Origin of the sequence: Microbacterium aurantiacum (genome assembly GCF_002872075.1) — a bacterium.
In the GTDB taxonomy this organism is placed as follows: domain Bacteria; phylum Actinomycetota; class Actinomycetes; order Actinomycetales; family Microbacteriaceae; genus Microbacterium; species Microbacterium aurantiacum_A.
The window spans coordinates 41,086-65,590 of the sequence record NZ_PGGU01000001.1 but is presented as its reverse complement, the minus strand read 5'-3'; the positions used below and the strand labels follow the sequence as shown (position 1 = coordinate 65,590).

The window sequence follows — 24,505 nt, the reverse complement described above, 5'->3', positions numbered from 1 at the left end:
CGGTCCATCCTTATACCTCCGCCAATGTATAAATCCGACCGCAAGAGCTTCGTGGCGTCAGGCGTGGACGGTGAGGAGCTCGTCCCAGTGGGTGGTTGCCCGTGGGGAGAGCATCCCCCGGTGCATCTGCCAGGAGGGCCCGGGGCGCATCCCGCCCCATCCGAGGCCGAGCAGGTCGCGGCCGGTCTTCTTCTGGACCTTGTCGATGATCGTGGCGATGCCGGCGTCTTCGTGCGGGTGGCGGAACAGCTCGAGGGGCTGGATCACCGCGGTGGGGCGCAGGTCGGTGAGCACGATGCCCGCGCGCGCCCACCGGACGCCCTCTTCGATCTGCGGAAGCAGTCGGTGCGCAGCGCGAGTGAGCTCGACGGGGTCAGCGGTCGGAAATGGGAGCCGGACCACTTGGCTTGGGTAGCGGACCTGCTCGGTGTAGTGGCTGGTGCCGGCGAACGCGGTGAGGATCTTCGCGACCTGCCCGTGCTTCACCAGGCGCGTCGATGCCTGCTGAGCGTAGACCGACAGAGCTTGCCGCATCCCGTCCTTCGTGGTCACCTTCTCGGAGAAGGATCTGCTAACGATCAGCTGGTCCTTCTTGCCGGTGCGGTCCTCTTCGGCGGGGATACACGCGACCCCGCGCAGCTCGAGCGCGGTCCTCATCACGACCACGTTGAACGCCTTCCGGATCATCACTGGGTCCGCGGCCGCGAGATCCGCGATCGTCGTGATCCCGAGCGCTGCCAGGCGCAGCTCGAGGCGGGAGGCGATACCCCACACCTCTGACACGGGCAGGCGTGACATCAGCTGCTGTCGCCACTCCGGACGGGTGGCTGGCCACACGCAGACGCCGTTGAAGACCGGGATCTTCCGTGTGGCCTTATTCGCCAGTTTCGCCTCGGTGCGTGTATGGGCGATACCGACGCCGACAGGCACTCCGATCAGCTGACGGATGGTGTCCTTCATCTCGTGACCGAGGGCGGTGAGAGCTTCCGGGTCCTTCGCGATCCGCGGGGAGATCTCAACGAATCCTTCATCCACTGAGTACTCCTGATGGCCTGGTCCGAAGCGCTCCAGGATGGTGTGGAAGCGCCTGCTCATATCGGCGTACAACTCGTAATTGGACGACAGCGCCCGGAGTCCCATGCGCTGTGCATGAGGCTTGAGCTCGAACCACGGACGCCCGAGATCTAGGCCCAACGCCTTCGCCTCTTTCGACGACGCGACGATCATTCCGTCGTTGTTCGACAGGACTACCGCCGGCACAGATTCGAGTGTCGGATCAAAGACACGCTCGAAGCTCACGTACGCGGACGCGATATCGATCAAGGCGATCATCGTCGTGGCCTGTGGAAGCGGCAGCTGACGGTGACGACCCCGAAAACACTCAGGGACGAGAGCTCGTCGACCACGACATCCGGCCACTCCGCGTTCTCTGCACGCAGCGCCCAGCTGTCCCCCTGCTGGATCAGGCGCTTGATCGTGAAGTCGCCGTCGACGTACGCCACGACCACATCCTGATCTCGCGGCCGCTTGGAACGGTCGACGAGGGCGACGTCGCCGTCATAGATCCCCGCTTCGATCATGGAGCTGCCTGCGACGCGGACGACGAACGTGGCGACCTCGTCGTCGATCAGCAGCGGATGCAGGTTCAGGGCGCCTTCGTCGAACGCCGGCGTCCGGGACCGGTGGAACCGGAAGCTCACGGTCACGACCCCGACGATGGTCAGCGTCGACAACTCGTCGACGAGGACGTCCGGCCAGCCCGGGCCCTCGGCGCGGAGTGCCCACGTGCCCTGCCGGCGCGTCAGGCGTCGCATCGAGAACTCACCGTCGAGGATCGCGAAGACGACGTCGCCGTCGTGCGGTTCCTTCGAGGTGTCGACGAGCGCGACGTCGCCGTCATAGATGCCCGCGCCGAGCATGGCGTCGCCGACCGCCCGGGTGGCCGTCGTGGCCGCCTCGTCGTCGATGAGCACCTGCAGCAGGTTGAGCGGACCATCGTCATAGTCCTGCGCCGGCGATGGGAAACCCGCCTGGACTGCCTCGAAGATCTGCCGCAGCTGCAGCGTGGCGAGAGGGGCGAGAGGGAACACAGCTACGACAGTCATTCCCGATCACCGCCTCTCAACTCGAACGAGAATCCGATCAGTCTAAGCGCGCCGCGACCCTCCCCCAAGTCTTGCTCCGGCCTTCGGTGGCGGCGGGCGTGTTCCGCTCTGCTTGGCGAAGGGTCTCGTTGCTCGGCATGCTCACGGCTTTCGGGTCCCCGCGCATAGGTGCCCCATGGCAGCAAGAAATCATGCGAGGCATAGAAATTATCCGGATGTTGGCCCGGGGTACGTGAGAACTATCGACCTGACGATGTCCGATTTCCCAGCGGAAGAGCACCCATGGCCGGCATGAACAACCGAACGCCAGGTCGCACGCGCCGACGCACCCAGCCGGCACCCCTCAATCGGCTCAACCATGCCGCCCGAACCCTGAAAGCGGCAGCCCGCGTGATGCGCGAGCTCGCCCGGCTCATCTGGTGGTCCGCCGTGTCCCTCGCAACCCTCGGACTGGCGGTGCATGCCTTGCTCACGGGGAGCGCGGCAGACCTCGTCGACCTGCTCGCCGCCCTGCAGTCGCGGTGACTAGGCATGCGAAAACGCGCCGGGCGTTTGGCTCGGCGCAACGTGTGGGTGCGGGTCAGGCGTGGGCGCGTGCGTAGTCGGCGACGGCGTCGCGGATGAGCGCAGAGAGGGTCTTCCCCTCCCGGCGGGCGATGTCGGCGACCAGATCGTCGAGCTGTGCTGGGGCGCGGACCTTCCAAGTCACGTTCTCCCTGCGCTCGGCATCCAGTGGCGGCCGCCCGAGGGCGACCTTCGTGGCCTCTTCGATGGTGTCGGTGCCGGTCACAGCCATCAGGGTCTCGCGCGCATCGCGCGCAGCGTCGGCGCCCTGCAGAGCCGTTCCCTCGAGGGATGCGAGCGCCCCGGCCTCGGCCTTCTCGGCCAGGGCGTCCCAGTCGTGTTCGGTGCTCATGATGTCCTTTCTAGCTGATCAGGTGACGGTAGAGGTCGGAGAGCGGCATCGCGTGGAAGATCACGAACTCGTCACCGCGACGTGCCCCCATGACCTCGATGTACCTGTCGGTCTGCGGGTGCGGGTGTCCGACCCAGACCTTGGTGAGCCAACCGGGGTTGCCCTCGATGGCCGTGGAGCCTTCGGCGTGGGCCATTGCCCACAGCGCATCTTCACGAGAAACCCCGTGCTTCGCTGACGACTTGGTCCAGATGACTCCCATAAGAAAATGGTACCACAAAAAGACGGCCACAAAACTATTTGATTACCGCAACTCTGGCGGAATACTGGGCGGGAAGTCGCCGACATGAGACAATCGACTTACCTAAGTGACTTAGCTAAGGTACTTGTCTTTGGAGGTTGGTTGATGAGCGATGCGATGGTGATGCTCTCCCGCGACCTGGGCCTGCCGATCGACCTCGTCACCGAGGCGATCGCGGTGCTCGGCCGCCGTGGAAAGGGCAAGACGAACACCGCCGGCGTGATTGTCGAAGGAGTCGTTGAGCATGGCGTTCCCGTGTGCGTCGTCGACACGGTCGGCGTCTGGTGGGGACTTCGCTCGAGCAAGACCGGCAAGGGCGCGGGTCTCCCCGTCGTGGTGTTCGGAGGCACGCACGGAGATCTCCCGCTCGAGGAGACGTCAGGGATGACCATCGCCCAGGTCCTCGTCGACCGCCGTATCTCGACCGTCATCGACACCTCGCACCTGTCGAAGGCAGCTGCTCGCCGCTTCCTCACGGACTTCCTCGTCGAGGTGTATCACCGCAACCGCGACCCTTTCCTGTTCGTGTTCGACGAGGCCGACGAGCTCGCTCCGCAGAATCCGCGTGCCGAAGGCGCTCGACTGTTGGGCGCGATGGAGGACTTCGTGCGCCGCGGCCGCGCGCGCGGTCTGGGCGCGATCCTGGTCACCCAGCGTCCAGCTGTGCTCAACAAGGACGTGCTGACACAGATCGAGGTCCTCATCGCGCACGGGCTGACCGGTCCACGTGACGTCGCGGCGATCGACGAGTGGGTGCGCCTGCATGCCGACGAGGCGGAGGCGCGGAAGGTGAAGGGGACGCTCGCGAGCCTGCCGATCGGCACCGCCTGGGTCTGGTCGCCCTCCTGGCTGGGCATCCTCGAGAAGGTCGCGGTGCGCCCGCGGAAGACCTTCGACTCCTCCGCGACACCGAAGGTCGGTGTCACCACGGTGCTGCCCCAGGCGCGAGCGAAGATCGACCTCACCGAGCTCGGCGCCGCGATCGCAGCCACGGTGGAGCGTGCAGCGGCCGAGGATCCCCGACAGCTGCACAAGCGCATCGCCCAGCTCGAGCGAGAGCTCGCCGCGGCGCAGGCGCACGTCGAGGTGAAGGTCAAGGAAGTCCCGGTCGAGGTCCTCGTACCAGGACTCACCACCGAGGACCGCGCGAAGCTCGCCGAAGCGGCCACGCAGATCTCCGACATGCACGACCAGCTCGCCGCCCTGCAGTACACCGTGGCGGGTATCGGCACCACGGCCGCGGGGCCGACGCCCGCCCCGAAGTCGACCGCCGCCCCGAAGGCGACCGCCGCTCCTGCAGCACCGGCCAGGCCCGCTCCCCCGACCGCTCCGCGACCGACGACGTCTGCCACTCCCCCGAGTCAGCCCCGTACCGCCTCCTCGAGCGGCGTAGTGGGGTTGGGGAGGGCCGAACGGGCGATCCTCGCTGTGCTGGCCACGTACGGTCCTCGCACGCACAGCCAGGTGGCTCTCCAGTCCGGCTACAGCGGCAAGGGTGGCGGGTTCAACAACGCCCTCGGGCGGCTGCGATCGACCGGGCGGATCGTCGGCGGCCGCGACCGGATCGAGATAACCGATCAAGGCGTAGAGGATCTCGGAGACTTCGACCCGCTGCCCACCGGCCATGCTCTCGTCGACCACTGGCTGCGGGCCCTGGGCAAGGCTGAGCGGTCGATTCTCACTGTCCTCGTCGACGCCTGGCCGGCGTCCCTGACGAACGAGGAGATCGCCGAGCGCACCGAGTACTCCGCGGGCGGTGGCGGATTCAACAACGCCCTCGGCAAGCTGCGCACCCTCGAGCTCATCCACGGCGCCCGATCCGCGAACATGGCCGCCGACGAGCTCGGCGCAGCGGCGAACGGCGCGAACCATGCCTGAGCGCGCCGGCAAGATCCCCGACGACCCCGCCGCGCTGCTGCGCGAGCTCGAGGCGACAGCTGCCGAGCAGCGACGTCTTACCGCGCGCCTGGAGCAGATCCGGATCCGCCGCACAGACCTCGTCGGCGCGGTCCGCGATCGCCGGTTGCTCACCTGGCGGGAGATCGCAGGGATGTTCGGGATGACCGAGGCCGCGCTGCAGCTGGCACACAAGATGAAGAGAACCGGGACGACTCAATGACCCACACTGCACCCGCGAGCTACGCCTACGGGAGGATCGAGAGATGAGCACCTTCCCGATCGAGTCGCTCTCCCCCGTCAGCCGCGGCAAGGGACACTTCTACGCGCAGATCCGCGATCAGATCGCCGCGGCGATCGCCACGCACAATCTCCCGGCCGGCACGCAACTGCCCACCGAGGTCGAGCTCGGCGAGCGGTTCAAGACATCCCGCATGACGATCCGGGTCGGCATCCAGGAACTCGAGGCGGCGGGCCTCGTCGAGCCGCGCCATGGCGTCGGGGTATTCGTGCGCGATCGCGCCACGGCACAGCCCAGCCCGGATGCCGCCACGGTGCAGCAGTGGGTGCGTGCCGTCGACGAGATCGTCGCGGCCGCGGCGCCCGAGATCCAGGAGCAGTACCGAGCGGTCCGGGAAGGGCTGCCCGACTGGGCACGTCCATCCTCCTGAGCAGCTCTACGCGATCGCGGCGACGACGGCCGCGAGCAGCCCTCCGGCGACCAGGTAGGGCCCGAAGGGGACGTCAGGGACCTGAGCGCCACGAGAGCGCCGGATCACTCCGATGATCGCGTACGGCAGCGGCAGCAGGAAACTGGCCACCAGGGCGTAGACCGGCGGGAGAAATCCGAACCATCCGGTGAGGAGCCCGACGCTGAGGGCGAGCTTGAGATCGCCGGCACCGACACCCCCGAGCATGGCCCCGATGAACAGCACGATCGCCAGGGCCAGTGCCGCTCCGGTCGCGATCAGCCCGGCCATGACGTCACCAGTTCCGAGGGAGAGCGTCCACACCGCGGTGAACAGGCCTGCGGCCAGTGGCAGCGTGAGCAGATCCGGGAGGAGGCGATCGCGCACGTCGTGGACCGACATGACGATCCCGACCACAGCGAACGCGCCGATCAGCACCCAGCCTCCGACCGTGCGTCCCGCCTCCGGGCCGAACGCGACCAGCGCGGCCGCCATCGACACCGCACCGGCGCCTGCCGCGACCAGAGCCCACAGCGTGACCCGCCGCGTCTTCGTCGGACCCGCGGTGACGTCCATGTCAGTCTCCTGGTCGAGGCTCATTCCTCGTCCTCTCTGCGTGCCTCGCGGATCACGTTGCGACCCTCGAAGCGGATGCCGTCAGCGAGTGGCGGCAGCTTGCTGCCGATCGGTTCCCAGGTCTGGACGTCGACGTTGGAGAGGAGCGCGCCTTGCTCGATCCGCCGCGCGAGCTCGAAGCGCAGTCGAGCCTCAGCGGTCGGGGCCGACTTGAGGAACAGCTGCGGGATCTCGACGAGGGTGCGCGCGTCCCTGTTCTGCGGCATCAGGCCGAAGATGTCCATCGTGAGCTCCGGGTCCTGATCCCAGAACTGGAGGGACTCGACACCGGCAGGGTCGAACATGTCGATGTACCAGGTGAGCATCGCGACGTCGTCGAGCTGCACGGCCGTCTCGCTCGTCGGCTCCCGGAAGAGCTTCTTGGTGTAGACGGTGAGGACCCCATGATCGTCTACCGTGATCGTCCCGCCGTGCGCCCAGATCGGATCGAGGCGACGGAGCGCCGCGACGATACCGACGATCAGCAGCACCACGGCGGCGAGTGCGAGCACGCAGGTGAGGACGGTCACGCCGAACTCGGGTGTGACCCATACGGGGCGGTCCCCGGTGATTGCCCACTGGACGAGGGTGGCCGCTCCGTAGACGATGCCGCCGACGAGCGGAATCGCAGCGACCACCATGAAGACTCGGTCTGTGCTCATCATCGTCGTACTCCTGCCGGCTGGGTGATGTCGATGCCGGTCTGCCGGCGGATCTCCGCGATGCAATTCGGATACGAGCGGTGGTCGCTGGGTGTGCGAGGGATGACGAGGGTCACGCCGGGGTGCTCCGGGTGCACGGCCTTGTCGTGGGGGCCTCGGCCGCTGCGCTCGAGGAGGTTGAAGCCATGGTCCTCGAGCAGGTCGACCAGCTCCGTGTACCGGCTCGGCATCCGGCGCCCGGGTCCGCCGCTGACCCTGCGGACGGGGCCGGTGGTTACAGGCACCGATCGGGAGTCTTCGCGGGAGATGCCGATGATCACCTTGGGGTTGTCGGATGCGATCAGGGCGCGGATGCCGTCACGGACGTGGTTGGTCCCGGTGCCGTATGCCGGCGCCGTGGTGTACTGCGGATCCTCGGCCGCGGCGAGGACCTGGTCTCGGGTGATGCCGAGCTGGACCATCTGCTCCTGAGCTCGGTGGGTGAACTCCCACGCGGCCTCCCACTCGACCGCGGTTGCCGGGTTGCTCGAGTCGTAGACCAGCGTCGACGGCTCCTCGGCCGGGGAAAGGATGGTGCGCGCACGAGCTGCGACGTCGATGGGTGTGACCGTGGGGGCTGGGGGCGCTGGAACGGCCACAGGAGCCTCCTGGGCCGCTTCTGCGGGCACAACGGCACCCTCGGCGTCGTACGGGCCCTGGAGGGGTGCGTGAGCGGCGGAGAGCAGCTGCCCGCCGACTGCTCCGCCCACGGAGGAGGTGAGTCGTGAGGCGGCGAGGACTTCCCCGGTACTCGGGGAGAGGATCTGGACGATGACGTTGTCGCCGTCGGGGACCAGGCGGATGCTCATGCGGGCTCCACCATGGTGATCTTCACGCTGTCCGTCGACGGGGCCTCGAGCAGAGCCTCGAGGATGATGGTGCGGCACTGGTCGACGCTCAGTCCCCCATGCCCGGCTCCGATCAGCGGGATGGCGAGAGTGCGGTGATCGCGGGACTCCGCGAGCTGCACGGCGTTCAGCGTCGACGAACGGACGCTGGCCGGGGTTGCCCGCCAGGCAAGGTTCAGCCCGGCGACGTGGATGATCGCCCCGGCAGTGAGCAGCTTCCCGGCCGTCGTCTCGACTGCTTCGCCCAGAGCCATCGGCCCGTGGTCGGCGAGCTCACGCCATGGTGCGGGTCCGGTGACCTGCTTCAACCGTCCGGAGATCCCGCCGGAGACCTGCAGCCACCGCGGCAAGATGTTCCGATTCCACGGGTTCACGATCGCGTCCGCGGTGACCTCGAGGAGATCTCCGCGGACGCGATCGATGATGATGGGCATAGGTGCCTCAGCTGGCCACCGCGTGACGGCGACGCAGCTGCGCGATGAGCGCCCTGGTCTCCGGCTCGGGCTCCTCTTCGCCGATGCCGGCGAGGACCTGCTCGAGCTGAGTGATCAGACGCTCGATACGTGCACCGTCACCTGCCATGTGCTCGGCACGCAGCGCGTCGCGCCAGTGCAGCTCGTTGGCGTCGTTGACCATCCGACCGATCGCGGATGCCATCCGTGCATACCGGAGCGATCCGGAAGCGAGGCTGCGGGTCGAGAGCTCGTGCGCGGCATCCTCGATCAGAGCGATCATCTCGTTGCGGATGTGATCGGCCCAGCCGTACCGGTTGTCCGGCACACCGCTGATCGGCTGCCCCTTGACCAGGCTGAGGGCCTCGACCAGCTTGTCGGTCGGGGTTGCCTCGACGTCGTCACCGATCAGGTACGTGAAGTCGTGCCAGTCGGAGCGCAGCGCCGGGTTCAGCAGGTAGTGCACGTCCGTGATCTTCGGGAGGTACAGCGCACCGTCGTCCGCGTTGCCGAGCCACTTGCGGGTCTTGGAGATCAGTCCTGCCCGGTCGCGGTTGCCCTTCTCCCCCGCAGCTGGCTGACCGGGGAAGAACGCGGCGTGCACGGACTCGGCGGTCGCGTTCGAGGTGAGCGACAGGAAGGCGACGAGCTCCGTGCCGCGGCGGATCACGGACGGCCACTGCTTTGCCGTCGACGGGTTCACCGGGGCCTCTCCTCGGGCACCGACGACCTCGACCGTGCCGAGCAGCTGCACGTAGGGGTCGCTGTGGATCCGCGTGACGGGAGCGAGCGGCCGCTCCTCCTCCACGACCAGGTCGACATCGGCGAGCTCGGGAGCTTCCTGAACCACCTCGACCTCTTCGACCTCTGTGGTCTCTTCCACGGAGGGAGCTTCGGCGAGGACGTCGACGTCGGCTTCCGCGGTCTCGACGACAGGCTCTTCCTGATCTGTCTCGGCCGAGTACCTGCCGCCACGTTCTGCGGTCACGCCGGTGACAGGAACGCTTGCGGGAGCGGCAGCCTGCTCCACGTCGAGGAAGAACGGCAGGGGGTCGACGGTCGGCTCACCGATGAAGCGGTCCGTGTCGAGGTCCTCTGCAGGGACGGAGATCTCATCGATCTCGATCTCGGTGCCGATGACCGGTCCGATCACGTCGGTACTGTTCGCCGCGGTGAACTCCGCGAGGATTGCCTGGCTCTCCTCGGCGCTGATCATCTCGACGCTGAGCGGGATTGCCACGCTCGTCCCGGGGATACCGAGGGTTGCGGTGCGCTGCTCAGACAGGGTCAGGTTCCACCGGCCCGCGAGGTAGCCATCGCTGAGGGCGGCGATGCCGACGCGCGGGATCCTGTTGGAGAGCTCGCTGAGCTGCTCCTTGACCTCGTCGGTCGGGTCGCCGGAGAGGATGATGATCTCCGGCTCCCAGGCATCCGCGTAGAGGTCGGCGCCGCGTGCGTGCGGGATGCTCTCGAAGCCAGCATTCTGCAGCGCGGTCTCGACGTCGTCTGCCTGGCGCTGCAGGTTACGCAGCAGCGTGTCGACGTCGTCAACCTGGCGGATGCGTCCGGTGCCGAGGGAGTCCAGCAGCGGGTCGTTGAAGCCGACGAGGGTGACCTGGACGTCTTCGGACCACGGGATGGTGGCCAGCTGCACCGCGTAGGAGAGCAGGACGCTGTGCCGGTCCTCGTCGTTGGCGCCGGTCACGTTGAGCGTGCCCATGCGCTCGAGGTCGACGTAGACCTGGGAGTCTTCCTCGTCGCGGCCGATCGCGATCAACGCGGGGTAGGGCGCCGCGGGGATCTCGTCGAGCGGGGTGATGTCGCTGCGCGCGATGATCCACGCGCTCATGCTGTCGTCCTGCGGGGTGAACGGTGTGGGCAGTTCGGTCGGCTCGTCCAGGATCACGACGATCGAGTCGAGGTCCAGGCGCAGCGCGTACAGCTGCGGGAGTGCGTTGCCGGTGGACTGTGCCCACACGGCGAGCATGCGTAGGGCGGTGTCGATGTCTTCCGAGGCCTTTGGATCCTCGATCATGCGCAGCTGCATCTCGACATCGGAGACCGTCTCGGATGCCTCGACCAGGCGCTGGCCCGGCTTCCGGTTCCGCCGGCGGTTACGGCGCCGCCATCCGAGAAGCGTGAGCAGTGCGGAAGCAAGGACGATGCCGATGCCACCGATGGTCGCCGCCGGCGCGACGTCGAGGAAGGCCTCGTCGGAGCCAGCCTCTTCGTCGTCGACGTCCGCCGACGACGCGGGAGGAGCCACGGCCTCGGTTGAGCCCTCGGCGGGCTTCTCGGCTGCAGGCGTCGGTGCGGTGGTGAAACCGAGTCCGGAGTTGGTCTCTTCCGCGGCGGCGGCTGCAGCCTCTTCCTCGGCCGTGGCCTCGGGAGTGGTCGCCTCGGGAGCGGCCTCGGCGCCGCCTGCCTCTTCGGCACCGGCGGCGCCGTCGACGGCGCCCAGGTCAACGCCGGCGCCGGGCTCGACCTCTGCTTCGGGTGCAGACTCGACCGGCGCCGGCGTAGCCTCTTCGACCGGCGCCGGCGGCGTCACCGGTGCGGCCGCGGCCGTGGCCGGGATGTTGATGGTCTGGCCCGGGAAGATCACGTCGGGGTCCTGGATGCCCGGGGTGATCGCGACGATCTCGTCGTACCGTTCACCGGCGCCGAGCTCCGCTTCGGAGATGTCCCAGAGAGTGTCGCCCTCGACGATGGTCCGCTGCTCCACGGACGGCGTCTGGGCATCAACTGTCGCGGCACCGGATGCCGGGGGGACGACTGCGTCGGCCGGGAGCGTGAGCACCCAACCCGGGTTGACCCATCCGGACTCGTCGAGCGCTCCCCCATCAGCCTGTTCGACGCCGAGGTTCAGCTTCTTGATCTCCTCGAAGCGATCGCCAGTGCCCAGGGTCCTCTCGGCGATCCGAAGGAGCGTGTCCCCATCCACCACGGTGTACTGCGGGCCCTGGACCTGGTCGACGGCCTCGTCGACGGTGGAGCCAGGCACTGCGGTCGTGGCGGCCTCGGAGACGGAGTAGCTGGCGGATGCAGACACCGGCGTCGAGGACGGGAGATCGGCGGCCATGGCTGCGTTCGGGGCGAAGAGCGCGATCACCGCGGCGAGCAGCACGCCCACGGTCTTCTGCTGCATGCCCAGACCGGGCAGCTTGACCTTCGGCACGCCCTTGATCTGCGACGGGATTTCGGCGAGGAACGCGACGGCGAACGTCGCCCAGGCGATCCACCCGACGATCGGGAAGATCGTGCCCATGAGGAACGATCCCGTCCAGTCGGGCATGGTGAGCGCCGCCGTGAGCTCGTCCAGGGTCGGGATTGGGTTACCGGCCCAGTAGAGCAAGCCGGCGGGGATGCCGACCAGCAGGACGAGAAGCAGGATCAGAGATCCCAGGCCCTTTCCGATGCGAGTCACGGTGTACCTCCCGAGGTGTCGGTGGTGCTGTCGTTGGGGACGATGACGGTCTGCAGCTCGTTGATCTCGAGCTCGTCCGCCGAGGTGGCAGTGAGGTTGATGGTTCCGGTCGGTCCCGCGAGGGCCGTCCAGGTGACGGTCCACTGGGAGGTGGCCGTGACGGTGTAGCGGTCGTTGGCGTTCCGGTCGGAGGTCGTCGCATACCGGTAGCCGCACGTCGGAGATGGCTGCAGACCGATGCCGGCGTTGTACGGGGTGCCCGTTCCTCCGCAGACTGTCGATGCTCCGTCGCCCATGTTCCAGATCACTGATGTGACCTGTGCTGTCGCGGTGATCGTCTGTCCGCCGAGGGTTGCCGTCTCGGTGTAGGGCCCCCAGGTCAGCGGCTGGGGGTTGTCGACCCAGAGCCAGATCGGGACGCCGACGTAGGAGCGGCGGTGGCCCCAGGCCGGGTTGACCTCGGGCGCCATGCCGATGTCGATCCCGCGGATCTGGAACGTCTCGATGAGCTTCCGAGCGGCCATACCGGGCGTGTAGACCGTCAGGCCCGGCGGGATGGTGTTGCTCCAGAAATACGAGGTGATGGTGGAGGGCATGTCCACGTGGGGGGAGCAACGGTAGTAGCCTGCTTCCTGGTCGATGCCGGCAGGGCGCGCGGGCCATACGCCGTCGACCATCGCGACGTAGCACTGGCGGTTGTTCGACCAATAGCGGAACCCGTCGCCGCAGTTGATCTTCACGTACCAGTTCTGTGCGCTTCCGAGGTAAGTCGCAACTTGATCCTCGGGGTAACTCTTCGCGTTCTCGGCTGTCGTGCGAGCCCAGCACTCCGCCGCGCCTGCGGTCCATCCGCTGGAGTCAGGATTCGGTGAGGGATCGCTCGGGGGCGAATCCAACATCAGGTAGCACTGGAGAGAGACAGGGTCGCACCACGTGCCACCCGCAGCAGCTGCGGGGGTTGCCGACGCGAGCAACGTCCCCAAGAGAAGGGCCGCGGCAGCCACTAGGCCGGTTAGTCGTCGTCTCAGCATGATGTTCCCCCCGGAACGTTCGTTAGCAGGTCTCGCCCAGACTGATCAGGTCGTAGACAAGCCAGGCCTCACGGCTAGCGTCGTAAATAACCTGGTAGTCGAACGTGGTGCGAAGCTCGGCGGGACGCATCCCTTCCGATCCATCACTTGCAAAGAGCTTGTAATCCGTGCCGTCCTGGCACGCATTGATGGTGACCAGGCCGTTCTCGACGCCTTCCCACTCCTGCCCATACGCAGACTTCGACTCGTATGTGATCGCGCCTTCCGTCTTGATGGGTCCATCGATGTTCACTTCGTCAACATTCAGGAGTGGGCCGTTCGCGATCTGCTCCGCATCAGCGAGGACACGCTCAAGTGCAGTTCCTGTTGAGAGGGCTTCAAGCTGTTCGGTGTCGGTCCCGCCGGCGGCGTTCACTTCGCCACGTACTTCGAACCACTTGGTGAGGACTTCCTCGGCCGCGGCGACGGCTTCTTCCTCGGACTCCGGAGGTGCAACAGGTGCCATCGTCTCTGGAGCTGCGGTGGTCTGTGTGGGCTTCGGAGTCTCGACGGCTGCGGGAGCGCAGGCGGTCATCAAGAGGGCTGCCACTGTGAAGGTGGCGGCTGCTGCGATTGTGCGCTTGAGGATCATGGCTGGGCTCCAATTCGCTGGGGTTATTGGGTGAGCAATTGTGAGGTGGCTTCGGCACGGACGGGAAGGTCCATGGGGAGGAACCGGGTGTCGTAGGTGGTGTCGATCGTGACGGTGACGCGGTCGCCGTTGACGGAGACGCTGCCGGGCAAGCCGGCTGCATTGAGGTATCCGTTGGCGGCGTTGGCGGCCTTGATCGAGTCGACGGCGGTGGTGCCGTTGGCGACGACTTGGCCGGAGATGGCGTTGGTGCCGGCGCGGGCTGCGGCGGTGGCCACGTTGTAGGCGTTCGTCTCGGTCTGGATCTTCTCAGCGACGTCGCTGCTCATCAGAAGGAAGATCAGCATCACCGGGGTCGTGATCACGAACCAGAGGGTGGCACCGCCCTTCTCGTCGGAGATGGCGGCGCGCAGCTTGCGGACGATGCGGATCATGGTCATCGCTCCCTGTAAGCGTCGACGGGTGAGATCGCCGTCGCGGTGACTTCGCGGGTGCCGGGAAGTCCGATGAGGACGCTGTTGCTGACGGTGATGGTGCAGGTGATGGTGGCGGACACGGTCCCGGTGGTTCCGAGCGGTGCGTTGATGCCTGCGGAGTCGATCGAGACGACGAGGTTGACGCAGTCGACGCCGGCCTGAGCGAGTGACATGTTCGCCATGGTCGCTGCGGCGTTCTGAGCCTGCCCGGTGTCGCGGGCAAGGGAAGCTTCACGGGCTGCAGCATCGGCAGCGGACTCGACGGCGTTGCCGGTCTGGGTGACGCGCACGAGCAGACCAGCGAGGACGAGGACGAGGATGAAGGCGCCGCCGATGATGGCCATCTCGAGTGTGCCGGTGCCGCGCTCCCCCTTGAGGCGTGCGATCGCGTTGCGGATGCTGCGCATCAGTTCACCCACCTCTCGGTCGGGCAGGTGACGACCTGCTCGACGCTGGTGACGAGTCCGGGGACGAAGCTGTTGGTCTGGCCGGTGACGCTGGCGGTGACGATGGTCGCAGAGCGGCTGACTGCGACGTTGCCGCCCTCGATGGGAGAGTTCGAGCCGTTGATGATCGCCTCCCCGATGGTGGTGCCGGCGGCCGCGGTGCTGTTGAAGGCGCGGGCGTTGTTGCAGGCGAGCTGCGCCGCCTGGTGGGCGATGTTGTTGGCGTGCAGCTGGATCCCGAAGTGGAGGCCCAGTCCGAAGACGAGGATGATCACGGAGAAGGTGATCACGTTCTCCAGCGTGACGGCACCCTTTTCACCGGTCAGGGCGTCTCGTGCCCTGACCGGTGAAAAGAGGTGCTTGAACTGCATTGGTGGAGATCCCGGTCAGCCCGTGGGGACCTGGCCCGCGTACGACATGATGGCCGCGACGAGGAGGCCGACAACGACGACAGCGGCGGCGCCGATGACGGCGTACCAGATGACCTGCTCGAGCGTGACGGATCCACGCTCCGGGGTCTCGAAGACGCGCGATACGCGTCCCTTCATGCGGGAGCGGAACTCCCGACTCATTGTGCTCATGGTGCTTCCTTCCGGTCGTTACTTCATATAAGGGTCTGGATCAGACCTTCGCGGACATTCGATCTTTGATTGTTAGAGCAAAGCGTCGAGAAGAGCGGGAGTCCCCAGGATCGCGAGGAAGAGCACTCCCGTGAGTGCCATCAGCACGATCATCCCGTTCGTTGTTGACTTCGATCCCCTCTTCTCTTCGTTGAGGAGGCGGTCCCGCAAGCTCTGACCGCGTGCTCTGAGTGTCTCATATATGGACGCTCCCTCCTCCCCTGAGAGCCTAATTACTCGGGCGATATCGCCAAGCTCAGGCACCTTGATTTCGTTGGAGAGGCGCTCGAGAGCGTCCCACGATGCCATGAGCGAGTACCGGGCCTCGGTGAGCGCCGTGCGGATGCGGACGAACGGCCACGCCTTGCCCACACTGGCTGCGGACTCGAGGGCTTCGGAGGGCGAGGCGCCGCGGGCGCGCTCGGAGCCGATGAGCTCGTAGTAGACGGCAACGGCGCGGGTGAACTCGAGCCGGGCTTCCGTCGCCTGGTCGCGGATGATGATGTCCGGCAGGAACCAGGCACCGAACGCGAGCGGCAGGCCGAGGAGTGCGGGGATGTAGATCGGCACCAGGCCCAGTACAGAGGCGACAACGCCGATGGCGAGGGGCAGGATCAGGCCGAGGGCTGCCAGGAGGATCTTCTGCCACACCCACCTGTTCACGGACATCCCGATGAGGTTCAGGTCGGCCGTGGGCGTCTTCAACAGCGAGGTGCCATGCAGCCGGCGGATGGTCGCGCCGGTGAAGCGCTCCTGCATCGTGGACTGGACACCGTCCGTGGTGGCGACGCTGGTCGACCCCATCCGTTCGATCGCGCCGGCGAGGCTGGGCTGCGTAGGCAACAGCGCCGCGACGATGAGCGTGAGGCCGAGGCCTCCGAGCATCGCCGGGATGACGAGCGTGATGATCATGTTCATTTGGCGCCTCCGGACTTGGATGAGACGAGGGGTCGTGCTTCGGGCTTGCCCCGGCTGACCTTGCGCATCATGAACAGCACGAAGCCGTACGCGATGAGGTAGCCGGCGAGCAGCATCTGCCCGATGGGCGTCCCGTACGGGGCGGAGTACTGCTGGAACAGCACCAGGACCACGAGCAGACCGATCACGAGGTAGGTCACGATGCGCGCCTCGTTGCGGTGGCCGGAGCGCTCCGCCTCGATATCGCGACGAGCCTTGATGCGCTCGAACATCGCTGCAGCGAGGTCCTTGAGGGACGCGGCCAGTCCGTTGCCTCGCAGATCTGCCTTGAGCTTGAGATGCATCACGACAGTGTCGGCGGTGGCGTCGTTCAGGTCGTCGGCGAAGGCCTGGAGGGCGACATCGGTCGGGATCCGGGAGTTGATCCGGGCGACAAGCTGAGTGACCTGCGGGCGGATCGGTTCTGGGCAGCTGGGCAGTGACGCCTCGATGGTGTGCTCGAGGCCTTGGCCGGACACGGTGAGGCCGCTGAGGCTGCGGGTCCAGGACTCGAGGGCGTCGAGTCGCTCGATCGCTGCATCCTCGGGGCCGGCGCGCAGCAGCCACGGGATCCCGATCAGTGCGGTCGGTACGGCGATGACCAGGAGCCACCATCCGGTGAGGACCGCAGCGATCAGGCCGATCACCGCACCGACGATGATCGTGTTCCGCTGCGACGTCGTCACCTGGATCTTGCGGCGGGACCTCCGCCGCGTCGGCGTCCCTGCAGCGCGTTCCCTCCCGAGGGTCGCGTACAGGAGGACCATGCCGCCGATCACGAAGACGACGACGGCGAGAGCGAGTAGTGGCTGACCCATCAGGCTGCCCCCCTCATATCGGTCTCGGTGAAGCCTGCGTGATGCAGGATCTCGGCCAGCTTGGGCGATGGCTGGGAGTTCGGGAGGAGCATCTGCGTGGCACGGTCCCAACGGAACAGCTGGTGAGCCACCGGGCGGAACCCGTTGGATTCCTCGCCCGGCTGGATCTCGCTGATCTCGGTGATCACGCGCTTCGGCTTCCCCTCAGCGTCGACGATCTTCGCGATCTGGACGACGAGACTGATGTTCTGCTCGATCATCCGGTAGGCGTACACCGGGGTGACGTTCTGCCCCTTGGACAGCATGAGCGAGGCCATGCGGTCGATGGCCTCGTGGCCGCTGGCCGCGTGCAGGGTCGACAGGGAGCCGACGCCGGACTGCATGGCCTGCATCATCGCGTAGATCTCGGGGCCGCGAACCTCACCGATGATGAAGCGCTGCGTGTCGAGGCGGAGAGTGTCCGCGACGAGATCCTCGAGCGTGATCTCACCGGGCAGCTTGCCGTCAGGTCCAGGCTCGCCCTCCCCCGGCCGGTACTCGAGCGAGACGACGCGCGGATGCCGATCGGGGAGCTTGTGCAGGTACAGCTCGCGCTCCATCTCAATCGTGACGAGTTTCTCGCTCGCAGGGATCACGTCGGCGAGCGCACGCAGCAGCGTGGTCTTGCCAGCACCGGGGAATCCGGAGGTGACGATCGAGACGCCGGCGCGCACCGCGGCGCGGAGGAACTTCGCGGCCAGTGGTGTGAGGGTGCCGCGCCTGACCAGGTCGTCGAGGGTGACGTCGACGAGCCGGTGGATTCGGATGACGATCGTGGGTCGGTCGGCGGTGGGGTGCGCGATCGCCGCGAGTCGTGCGCCTCCGGGGAGGTCCAGGTGCAGGCGGGGTCGCGCGGTCGTGAAGGATCGGTTGCCTTCACGGGAAGCGAGCAGGTTGATGGACTGGACGAGGTCCGCATCGCTGACGGCGATGGCGTGCTCGTAACGGACGACGCGGCCGTCGTCGTAGGAGAGCCAGACGTTATCGAATCCACCGATGTGGATGTTCTCCACGCCGGGCTCGTCGACGAGGGGCTGCAGGCGTCCGAGGTTGAACAGCGCGTCGAACACGGCGCGCTGAATGCGGTTCTGCAGGCGGGTGGTCCACGCGGTGCTGACGTTGTCCCGGGCCTGCTTGGCGACTTCGGCGGCGATGTTGTCCTTGATGTGACCCTGGGCGAGCTGCTTCTGCATCTCGAGGGGCATGTTCATCTGTTCGGCGAGAGTCTCGGACAGGACCCGTGCGACCTTGTCTCGGATCTTGTTGACGTCGTCCCACGGAAGAGCGCTGCGCTCCTCGAGCGTCTGCGGCTCGTCGGCAGCGGCGCCGAACGCGCTGGTTGGTATCGTGTCGGCGGCCTGCTGGGGTTCGGTCGGGTGCGTGCCGGCAGGGACGGATCCGCGTCGCATTGCCGACCTGGTCAGGTTCGCGGCGAGCTGCTCTTCTCGCGTGGTGGGCTGCGGGGTCTTCGGCTGCGCGAAGAACGGAAGCGAATCCAGGCTGGCCGGGTCTACGCCGGCGGGCTGGGCGTTCTCGTCGAAGGTGCTCACTGGGCGGCCTCCTGTTCGATCTCGAGGCTGAGCTTTCGCTCGCCGATGGTGTCGGTGTAGGCGGTAAGCAGCGCGTCGATGGAGCGCACATACGGTGCCTTCTTGGGGTTGCGGGGGCCGTTGGCTCCCCACAGGTACGGGGAGGCGTTCTTCGGGTCCCAGGGGAGCTTGCCGAGCAGTTTGAGGCCGAGGGCTTTGGGTGCGTCTTGGCTGGGGTAGGTCCACTGGCCCTCAGGACGCTCGGTGTAGATCAGGTCGACGTAGGAGTCGTGACCGACTTCTCCGAGTGCGGTGAGCAGCCATCCGCGGGGCACGGAGCGGCCGTACTCGTCGAGCTCGTGGGTGTGGCTGAACACGGCTGCCGTGGTGGGCAGCGTGCCGTCGACGAGCAGGGTGACGCTGTCGGACTCGCGCATGAGAGGGATCCGGATGTCGTTGAAGCGCAGGCGGCCCAGGTCGATGATCACGTCCCAGCCGGAGGTCTCCAGCGGTGTTGCCGCGTGGATGAGCTCACGCCAGAATCCGGGCGTGGTTCCGGCGGCGCCGCTGAGGGTTCGGAAGCCGGGTACGAGGACCGTGTCCGGGGCGAGCTCGACGGTCTGGTCCCACAGGACCTGCGCGGTGAGGTCGTTGCGCTGGTCGGCGACGGCAGCTTCGGTGAGGCCGGTGGTGTGCTGCACCTGGCCCTGCAGTGTGCCGGGCAGGATGCTGCTGGTCCTGGAGATGTCGGCTTCGATGAGCATCGTGGGCTTGGGGTTCTGCAGGGCGAGGGCAACCGCGGTCGTACTCACACCTGGTGCGCCCGTGACGGAGGCGAGGGTGATGATGGCCATGGTTACTGCCCCGCCGAGTCCAGGATCAGGGCCACGCGGCCGGTGGCCGAGCGTGCTGCGATGTCTGGTGCGAGGGTCTTCGGGACGATCAGGTCGACAGTCCACACCTTGGCTTCGCTGTTGTAGGTCGTGGTGAAGACGACCGCGTCGAAGCTCTTCGGGGTGTCGATGGGCGGGTCGCCCTGGTTGACGGGGGTTTCGACGATGCGGACCTTGTCGCCGGCGGCGAGCGGGTAGGCGGGCATCTGTGCGCTGGTGACCGTGACGCCAACGATCGAAGAGGATGAGGGGACTTCAAGCCCCTCCCCCGCGTTCTTCGTCGTCAGCAGCGTTCCTTCTGGCAGGTCGACGAGCGCCGTGGTCCCGACGAGGTCCTGTGCGTCCGCGGCCTTGATAGCGTCGAGGTTCTGGCCACCTGCGAGTTCGATCGGCTTGAGGTCCTCGACCGTGATGGTGTCACCGCGCGCGATGTCGGTGTTCGTGGCCATGACGCTGACAGTCCGGGTCGTGTTGGTGACTCCGAAGTAGATGCCGATGCCTGCGAGGACGATCAATGCTGTGCCGATGGCGTAGAGCATCGGCCGCCGGCGGGATCTTGTCGGCCGCTGCACGGCGGCTTTGCGTTCCACCGCCTGTTCGGCGTCCTCGAGGGTCTTGCGGTCAGTGTCTGGCGTACTCATGGGCTCAGCTTTCTGTCTTGATGGGCGGGAGGTATGCGTCGTAGGCGACGGTGATCATGAAGTTCCTGGACGGGGCGCCGGCGTACTCGGTGACGACGTCCAGCAGCTTCCGGTTCTTGGGAGTGAGACGGACATGGTGCTTTGCGCGCGGGGCGCCGGCGGTCTGCTGACGCTCACGGGCGGGACGCTCGAAGAGGAAGACCCGATCGTCGTCGTCCTCGTCGTCGTCCTCGAGCCCTTGCGCCTCGTTGACCAGCTGGGGAAGCCGCTTGTAGGTCTTCTCGATCGCTTCGATCAGCAGCTTTGCGTGGGAGATCTTGCGCTTCTTGAGGTAGTCCTGCAGGCGGTCGTTGAGGTCCTGGGGGATCATCACCTGGATGCCGGCAGTGGCAGCGGCGTCGCTGGTTCCTGGAGCCTCCTCCCCTACCGGTTCAGCGGCCGCCTTAGCGGTGGGGCGCGCAGGTTTCTTCGCCACGGGTGCCGGCGTCTCCTCGACGACCTGCGTCTGCGCTACGGGCGTCGTCTCCGGCGCCTCCGGTTGCGGGGTTTCTGCCTTCTCAGCTGTGGGTGACTCGGCCGGAGCGCCAATGCTCTGCACGAGTGCTCCCAGGTTCTTCCTTGCCATGGTCAGCTCCTCTTCTCAGTGGCCCACGCAGCGGCCAGCTCAGTGCCAAGCGCTGCGAAATCGGAGATTGCGTTGTGGTTCTTGCGGTTGTCGTAGAACTGGGTGACCACCGTGCCCTCGCCCGGTGCGTCCTCGACCGGTGAAGACAGGCGGATGAACTGGCGGAAGCGCGGCAAGCCGACTTCTCCCGGGATCCACTCGTTCTTGTCGAACAGGTCGAGCCAGGACTCGGTGTGGTCGGTGCCACGCTGCGGGCGCACCTTGTTCACCAGGAGGCGGTACTGCAAGCCCTTCGGAATGATGTGGTCGCGGAGGGTGTCGAGGATCGAGTCGAGCGACAGGGCCGTCGGCTCGGTGGGGACGATAACGAAGTCGGAGATGTCCAGGACGGCGTCGAGGATGTCGCGGTCGCTGTGGTGGCCCGGTGTGTCCACGAGGATGACGTCGTACTCATGCAGATCCTTGAGCTTTCCGAGAGCCTCAGGGTCCAGGCTGTCTGCGAAGTCGAAGGGAAGATCTTCCTCTCCCCTGTTGGCCCACTTCGTTGTCGACTTCTGCGGGTCGACGTCGACGACGAGCACCTTGAACCAGCGAGACAGGATGGCGGCGAGCATCATGACGATCGTCGTCTTCCCGACTCCGCCCTTCTGCGCGGCAACCGCCACCACACGGGTGAAGTGGATCGTGGCCTGAGCGATGCTCACAAGATCACCGCCTGTACTGCGGTGGTCCTAGCGGTGGATAGGGCAACAGTCATGCGGTGTGACACCGCTGACTCAGTGGCAGATATGCCAGCAACTTTTCGCATCATGTGCGGGAGTCTACCGCTAAGCAAGCGGAGTTGTATAGATGACACTCCGGGAGTGTTACCGGAGCGTAACCGCAATCTGTGTGCATTCGATGCGCCAGAACTGTTGTTAGCACTGCGCAAGGACGCTGGGAGCATGGCGGTTGGTGTCCGCAAGCGTGTTAGATATTCGACCGCAAGAGATGCACCAGGGTTACGCAACGGATGTGCTGTGCTTGCGCATATGTGTCGGATACTCAGCGGCATGTAACCCGGCAACCCTGCGTAAGCACTGCACAAGCAGAGCGCTACATCATCCGCTACATCACTTGCTACATCGTCCGCTACACATGCCGCCAGTTGTAGCGCTACACCGCCCGGGAGGTTTCCGCTCTGTTCCCGGTAGATCAGGCGTAAGTCCAGCGGGGGGCGTGTGCAACGTGTCCGGTGTGCGACGCGCAAGGTCTGCGCCAGGGATGTCGCTGAGCCTGCTGGCATGCGTGCCGGGAGCACTACCGACGTTACAGCGGTAGTGCGACGCCAGGTGCCGGATGGGCGTTGGGAGGGGGAGTGGTGGGTGTGCATTTCGGCCTCAGAGGTCCTGTGCTGCGATCTGAGCGCCTAACGGGGCGTTCTAGGTGCAGCGGAGCGGTGAAAGAGATGACAGGGCCTCCAGGGGCCATCCAGAGGCCCTGTCCGTTCGTGGGTCCCGCGAGCTGATCAGCTGCGGCGGGATGCGTAGGGAAGCTTCGCGCTCAGGTCACCGCTGACAGCGGTCATGAGCTTGGTGCGGATGCGGTGCAGCCGGCGGTTGAGCGTCTCGCGGCTGACAGCGAGTTCCTCAGCCAGCTCGTCGCGTGCGCTGCCGGGGTCGCCAACGGCCAGCTCAATGCGGACGAGGATCTCGATCTCGTCGCGGCGGAGCGTGCCGGAGTCGACGGCCCAGGTGAGAACGGTGATGAGGTCCTGGAAGACCGCCATGGGCTCATCCTCGAGGGAGGGGACATCCACGATCTCGTTGAAGGTCTGCTCGTCGACGGAGATCTTCTCGACGTCCTTCGGAGTGATGAAGCTGGTCTCCAAGACGTGCAGCATCTGACCCCGGATGTAGCCGGCGACCGAGTGTGTCCACTCGTCGACCTTGTACGTGTGGATGACTTCCCACAGCACGCTGATCGTCGTCGCGGTGGCATCCGTGGTGGAGACGCGGAAGATGTCCCGGGTTGCTGCCGAGGTGCGTGCGAGACGGAATGCCAGCGGCAGGAACGACTTCACGATCACCTGCCCAGCGACGCGGTCTCCGCCGTGCTCGAGGGAGAGCAGAGCAAGCAGTAGCCCGTCTTGGGCGCCCTGATCCTGCTTCATGCGGATGAGGTGGAGAACCTCTTCGCCGGTGTAGGTGCCGAGCCCCTCGTAGGTGTGGGGGATGTCCGCGATGTTGCGGTTCCAATCGGCAATGAGATCGCGCTCGAGAGTGCGTGCAGAGCTGGAGACGTACATAAGAAATGGCCCTTCGTGGATACGTCGTCGGTTGACGAAGGCCACGTTCCTCAGCGCCTGTAGTTCGAATCCTGGAAACAGAACTGGCCGCTCAGAACTCGTTCGATCCACCTCGATGCACGTCCACTAAGTGGCTGCGCGGGCGTACTAGAAACCCCAGATCATCGTGGGTTTCAACTGTCCTTGGACTGCCGTGGGGGAGTGAGGGGCAAAGTTCTCGAAGTTCTTGTGTCCGCGAAGGACTCGGATCGCCGCCTATATGACGTGAAGCCCCATGACGGGGTACCGACCAGGCGACCGAAGGGACCAACCGTGATCGACCAGATGAGCGGTGACGAGGACAGCAGGTGGACCGCATTCGTTCCGGATGCGGCCCGCGTTATCCGCGCGGAGGAGCAGTTTCAGGACGCCGTCGCGAAGGTGCTGGATCGTCCGTTCGACACAGCTAGGCACGGCGATGTGCTCACGGCTGTGGCGGAGCTCGGAGATGCTGCGCCGGCCGCGCGACGGGTGACGGAGCTCGAGCTGCAGGGGGGTGCATGATGCGGCGCAAGAAGGATCAGGCCGAGGTCGAGGTGAAGGAGCCGAAGGCCAAGAAGGCGAAGGTCGTCGAAGGCCGGGGCAGCAACTGGACTCGCGGACGCGAGCTGAGTGGCAAGGTCCTCAGCGGTCTTCTGTACGTCGCGATCGGCGCCGGCGTCGTGAGTCTCGGAATGCACTTCGTGAAGCCGGAGCAGGTACTGGCGGCGCCGACCGAGCAGGGGCCCGGAGGACTGTCCGTCGCGCAGCAGTCAGCGGGTGCCTACGCGGTCGGGTTCGTGGGGTCGTGGCTCAAGGCGACGAAGGACCAGCCCGGAGATCTGGGGGAGTACGTCGACCTGACCGCGATCAGGCAGCTCTCGCAGGTGCCCTTCATCTACCGCGATCTGACTCTGGTCTCCGTCACCCCTGTTGAAGGCGGCCCCTTCGTCAGTGTCGTCGTGGCAGCCAACGTGAGCGAGATCAGCCTGGAAGAGGAAGGCAACGTCGAGACGTCGCCCCGCAGGTACTACCAGGTTGCCGTCGCCGTCGACGGAGACGCACTCCGGGTGGTGGGGCTGCCCTCACCGATCGCCCCTCCGGCATCCGGTGACACGACCGCGCTCGTCTACGGCACCAGCGTCGCCGCCGGTGAACCTTTCGCTCAGACAGTCACCTCGTTCCTCGGCGCATATCTGGCCGGATCCGGCGAGCTGGACAGGTTCATCACACCGGGCTCGGACCTCACCGCGATCCTGCCGGCACCGTTCGCGCAGCTGGAGGTCGTGGATCTGCGTACCGAAGCAGACCCCGTCGAGGCTCCCGCAGACGGTGAGACGGCCCGAGCGTTGGCGACCGTCACCCTCACGACGCCGCTCGAGCAGCTCACAACGGCGACATACGCACTCACCCTGACCGGTCGCGGTCAGCGGTGGGAGGTCACGGACATCGACCTCGCCCCACAGGCCAACCCCACCCAGGGGAAGGGAAACCCCACACCCAAGCCGACGCCAACAGGCACCGGTGACTCGAAAGGAAACTGA

General features: G+C 66.3%; 29 protein-coding genes. 6 read left to right on the top strand and 23 right to left on the bottom strand.

Going from position 1 to position 24,505, the window contains the following annotated elements; translation table 11 throughout:
- Window positions 1–57: 57 nt before the first annotated feature.
- Complete coding sequence (locus CUR96_RS00415; RefSeq protein WP_102191316.1) at window positions 58–1,332, bottom strand: Y-family DNA polymerase; 1,275 nt, start codon at window positions 1,330–1,332, stop codon at window positions 58–60.
- The gene (locus tag CUR96_RS18725) at window positions 1,329–2,105 is read right to left on the bottom strand and encodes a LexA family protein (RefSeq protein WP_245861040.1); all 777 of its coding nucleotides are present in this window, start codon (window positions 2,103–2,105) and stop codon (window positions 1,329–1,331) included. The genes CUR96_RS00415 and CUR96_RS18725 overlap by 4 nt, the downstream gene beginning before the upstream one ends.
- Before the next feature lie 291 nt (window positions 2,106–2,396).
- Between CUR96_RS18725 and CUR96_RS00400 the strand changes: the two genes are divergently transcribed.
- Window positions 2,397–2,630, top strand: a complete 234-nt coding sequence (locus CUR96_RS00400) for a hypothetical protein (protein ID WP_219721939.1) — start codon at window positions 2,397–2,399, stop codon at window positions 2,628–2,630.
- Window positions 2,631–2,685: 55 nt separating this feature from the next.
- Here CUR96_RS00400 and CUR96_RS00395 read toward each other — a convergent pair whose 3' ends face one another.
- Window positions 2,686–3,021 carry a ribbon-helix-helix protein, CopG family gene (locus tag CUR96_RS00395; protein ID WP_102191314.1) on the bottom strand — a complete coding sequence of 112 codons (336 nt, stop codon included), beginning with the start codon at window positions 3,019–3,021 and terminating at the stop codon, window positions 2,686–2,688.
- A 10-nt stretch (window positions 3,022–3,031) separates the two neighbouring features.
- Window positions 3,032–3,283 (bottom strand): hypothetical protein, encoded by a 252-nt coding sequence (locus tag CUR96_RS00390; protein ID WP_219721938.1) that lies wholly within the window; start codon window positions 3,281–3,283, stop codon window positions 3,032–3,034.
- A 144-nt stretch (window positions 3,284–3,427) separates the two neighbouring features.
- Between CUR96_RS00390 and CUR96_RS00385 the strand changes: the two genes are divergently transcribed.
- From CUR96_RS00385 to CUR96_RS00375, 3 genes are read left to right on the top strand one after another with little or no spacing between them, the layout of a single operon-like run.
- Window positions 3,428–5,200 carry an ATP-binding protein gene (locus tag CUR96_RS00385; RefSeq protein WP_102191312.1) on the top strand — a complete coding sequence of 591 codons (1,773 nt, stop codon included), beginning with the start codon at window positions 3,428–3,430 and terminating at the stop codon, window positions 5,198–5,200.
- Window positions 5,193–5,441: a hypothetical protein gene (locus CUR96_RS00380; RefSeq protein ID WP_102191311.1), complete on the top strand. Its 249-nt coding sequence runs from the start codon at window positions 5,193–5,195 to the stop codon at window positions 5,439–5,441. The genes CUR96_RS00385 and CUR96_RS00380 overlap by 8 nt, the downstream gene beginning before the upstream one ends.
- Window positions 5,442–5,484: 43 nt before the next feature.
- The gene (locus CUR96_RS00375; protein ID WP_102191310.1) at window positions 5,485–5,889 is read left to right on the top strand and encodes a GntR family transcriptional regulator; all 405 of its coding nucleotides are present in this window, start codon (window positions 5,485–5,487) and stop codon (window positions 5,887–5,889) included.
- A 6-nt stretch (window positions 5,890–5,895) separates the two neighbouring features.
- On the opposite strand, the gene CUR96_RS00370 is transcribed toward CUR96_RS00375, so the two are convergent.
- The 19 genes from CUR96_RS00370 to CUR96_RS00285 all read right to left on the bottom strand — a co-directional run bounded on the left by CUR96_RS00370 (window position 5,896) and on the right by CUR96_RS00285 (window position 22,988).
- Window positions 5,896–6,507: a prepilin peptidase gene (locus tag CUR96_RS00370; protein WP_102191309.1), complete on the bottom strand. Its 612-nt coding sequence runs from the start codon at window positions 6,505–6,507 to the stop codon at window positions 5,896–5,898.
- Window positions 6,504–7,184, bottom strand: coding sequence for a hypothetical protein (locus CUR96_RS00365; RefSeq protein WP_219721937.1), 681 nt, complete (start codon window positions 7,182–7,184; stop codon window positions 6,504–6,506). The genes CUR96_RS00370 and CUR96_RS00365 overlap by 4 nt, the downstream gene beginning before the upstream one ends.
- A complete protein-coding gene (locus CUR96_RS00360; RefSeq protein WP_102191307.1) occupies window positions 7,184–8,032 on the bottom strand; it encodes a hypothetical protein in 849 nt (282 codons plus the stop codon). Before CUR96_RS00360 ends, CUR96_RS00365 begins: the two co-directional genes overlap by 1 nt.
- Window positions 8,029–8,505, bottom strand: coding sequence for a macro domain-containing protein (locus tag CUR96_RS00355; RefSeq protein ID WP_102191306.1), 477 nt, complete (start codon window positions 8,503–8,505; stop codon window positions 8,029–8,031). Before CUR96_RS00355 ends, CUR96_RS00360 begins: the two co-directional genes overlap by 4 nt.
- Window positions 8,506–8,512: 7 nt before the next feature.
- Entirely contained in the window at window positions 8,513–11,950 is a 3,438-nt protein-coding gene (locus CUR96_RS00350) for a LysM peptidoglycan-binding domain-containing protein (protein ID WP_102191305.1), read from the bottom strand.
- On the bottom strand, window positions 11,947–12,690 hold the full coding sequence (locus tag CUR96_RS00345) for a hypothetical protein (RefSeq protein ID WP_245861039.1): 744 nt from the start codon (window positions 12,688–12,690) through the stop codon (window positions 11,947–11,949). The genes CUR96_RS00350 and CUR96_RS00345 overlap by 4 nt, the downstream gene beginning before the upstream one ends.
- A 313-nt stretch (window positions 12,691–13,003) precedes the next feature.
- Entirely contained in the window at window positions 13,004–13,612 is a 609-nt protein-coding gene (locus CUR96_RS00340) for a hypothetical protein (protein WP_102191304.1), read from the bottom strand.
- A gap of 23 nt (window positions 13,613–13,635) precedes the next feature.
- On the bottom strand, window positions 13,636–14,052 hold the full coding sequence (locus tag CUR96_RS00335; protein ID WP_219721936.1) for a TadE/TadG family type IV pilus assembly protein: 417 nt from the start codon (window positions 14,050–14,052) through the stop codon (window positions 13,636–13,638).
- Entirely contained in the window at window positions 14,049–14,495 is a 447-nt protein-coding gene (locus tag CUR96_RS00330) for a hypothetical protein (protein WP_102191302.1), read from the bottom strand. Before CUR96_RS00330 ends, CUR96_RS00335 begins: the two co-directional genes overlap by 4 nt.
- The gene (locus CUR96_RS00325; protein WP_146008091.1) at window positions 14,495–14,824 is read right to left on the bottom strand and encodes a pilus assembly protein; all 330 of its coding nucleotides are present in this window, start codon (window positions 14,822–14,824) and stop codon (window positions 14,495–14,497) included. The genes CUR96_RS00330 and CUR96_RS00325 overlap by 1 nt, the downstream gene beginning before the upstream one ends.
- A 96-nt stretch (window positions 14,825–14,920) precedes the next feature.
- A complete protein-coding gene (locus CUR96_RS00320) occupies window positions 14,921–15,115 on the bottom strand; it encodes a hypothetical protein (RefSeq protein WP_102191300.1) in 195 nt (64 codons plus the stop codon).
- Window positions 15,116–15,187: 72 nt separating this feature from the next.
- A complete protein-coding gene (locus tag CUR96_RS18465) occupies window positions 15,188–16,072 on the bottom strand; it encodes a type II secretion system F family protein (RefSeq protein WP_146008090.1) in 885 nt (294 codons plus the stop codon).
- Window positions 16,069–16,929: a type II secretion system F family protein gene (locus CUR96_RS18460; RefSeq protein ID WP_146008089.1), complete on the bottom strand. Its 861-nt coding sequence runs from the start codon at window positions 16,927–16,929 to the stop codon at window positions 16,069–16,071. The genes CUR96_RS18465 and CUR96_RS18460 overlap by 4 nt, the downstream gene beginning before the upstream one ends.
- The gene (locus CUR96_RS00310; protein ID WP_102191299.1) at window positions 16,929–18,518 is read right to left on the bottom strand and encodes a CpaF family protein; all 1,590 of its coding nucleotides are present in this window, start codon (window positions 18,516–18,518) and stop codon (window positions 16,929–16,931) included. Before CUR96_RS00310 ends, CUR96_RS18460 begins: the two co-directional genes overlap by 1 nt.
- On the bottom strand, window positions 18,515–19,351 hold the full coding sequence (locus CUR96_RS00305) for a hypothetical protein (protein ID WP_102191298.1): 837 nt from the start codon (window positions 19,349–19,351) through the stop codon (window positions 18,515–18,517). Before CUR96_RS00305 ends, CUR96_RS00310 begins: the two co-directional genes overlap by 4 nt.
- A gap of 2 nt (window positions 19,352–19,353) precedes the next feature.
- The gene (locus CUR96_RS00300) at window positions 19,354–20,031 is read right to left on the bottom strand and encodes an SAF domain-containing protein (RefSeq protein WP_102191297.1); all 678 of its coding nucleotides are present in this window, start codon (window positions 20,029–20,031) and stop codon (window positions 19,354–19,356) included.
- Window positions 20,032–20,035: 4 nt separating this feature from the next.
- Entirely contained in the window at window positions 20,036–20,656 is a 621-nt protein-coding gene (locus tag CUR96_RS18455; protein ID WP_146008088.1) for a hypothetical protein, read from the bottom strand.
- Window positions 20,657–20,658: 2 nt separating this feature from the next.
- Window positions 20,659–21,360 carry a ParA family protein gene (locus CUR96_RS00290; RefSeq protein WP_245861038.1) on the bottom strand — a complete coding sequence of 234 codons (702 nt, stop codon included), beginning with the start codon at window positions 21,358–21,360 and terminating at the stop codon, window positions 20,659–20,661.
- Between the two features lie 803 nt (window positions 21,361–22,163).
- The gene (locus tag CUR96_RS00285) at window positions 22,164–22,988 is read right to left on the bottom strand and encodes a hypothetical protein (protein ID WP_219721935.1); all 825 of its coding nucleotides are present in this window, start codon (window positions 22,986–22,988) and stop codon (window positions 22,164–22,166) included.
- A gap of 267 nt (window positions 22,989–23,255) precedes the next feature.
- On the opposite strand from CUR96_RS00285, the gene CUR96_RS00280 reads away from it, so the two are divergent.
- On the top strand, window positions 23,256–23,486 hold the full coding sequence (locus tag CUR96_RS00280; protein WP_102191294.1) for a hypothetical protein: 231 nt from the start codon (window positions 23,256–23,258) through the stop codon (window positions 23,484–23,486).
- Window positions 23,483–24,505 (top strand): conjugal transfer protein, encoded by a 1,023-nt coding sequence (locus CUR96_RS00275; RefSeq protein WP_102191293.1) that lies wholly within the window; start codon window positions 23,483–23,485, stop codon window positions 24,503–24,505. The genes CUR96_RS00280 and CUR96_RS00275 overlap by 4 nt, the downstream gene beginning before the upstream one ends.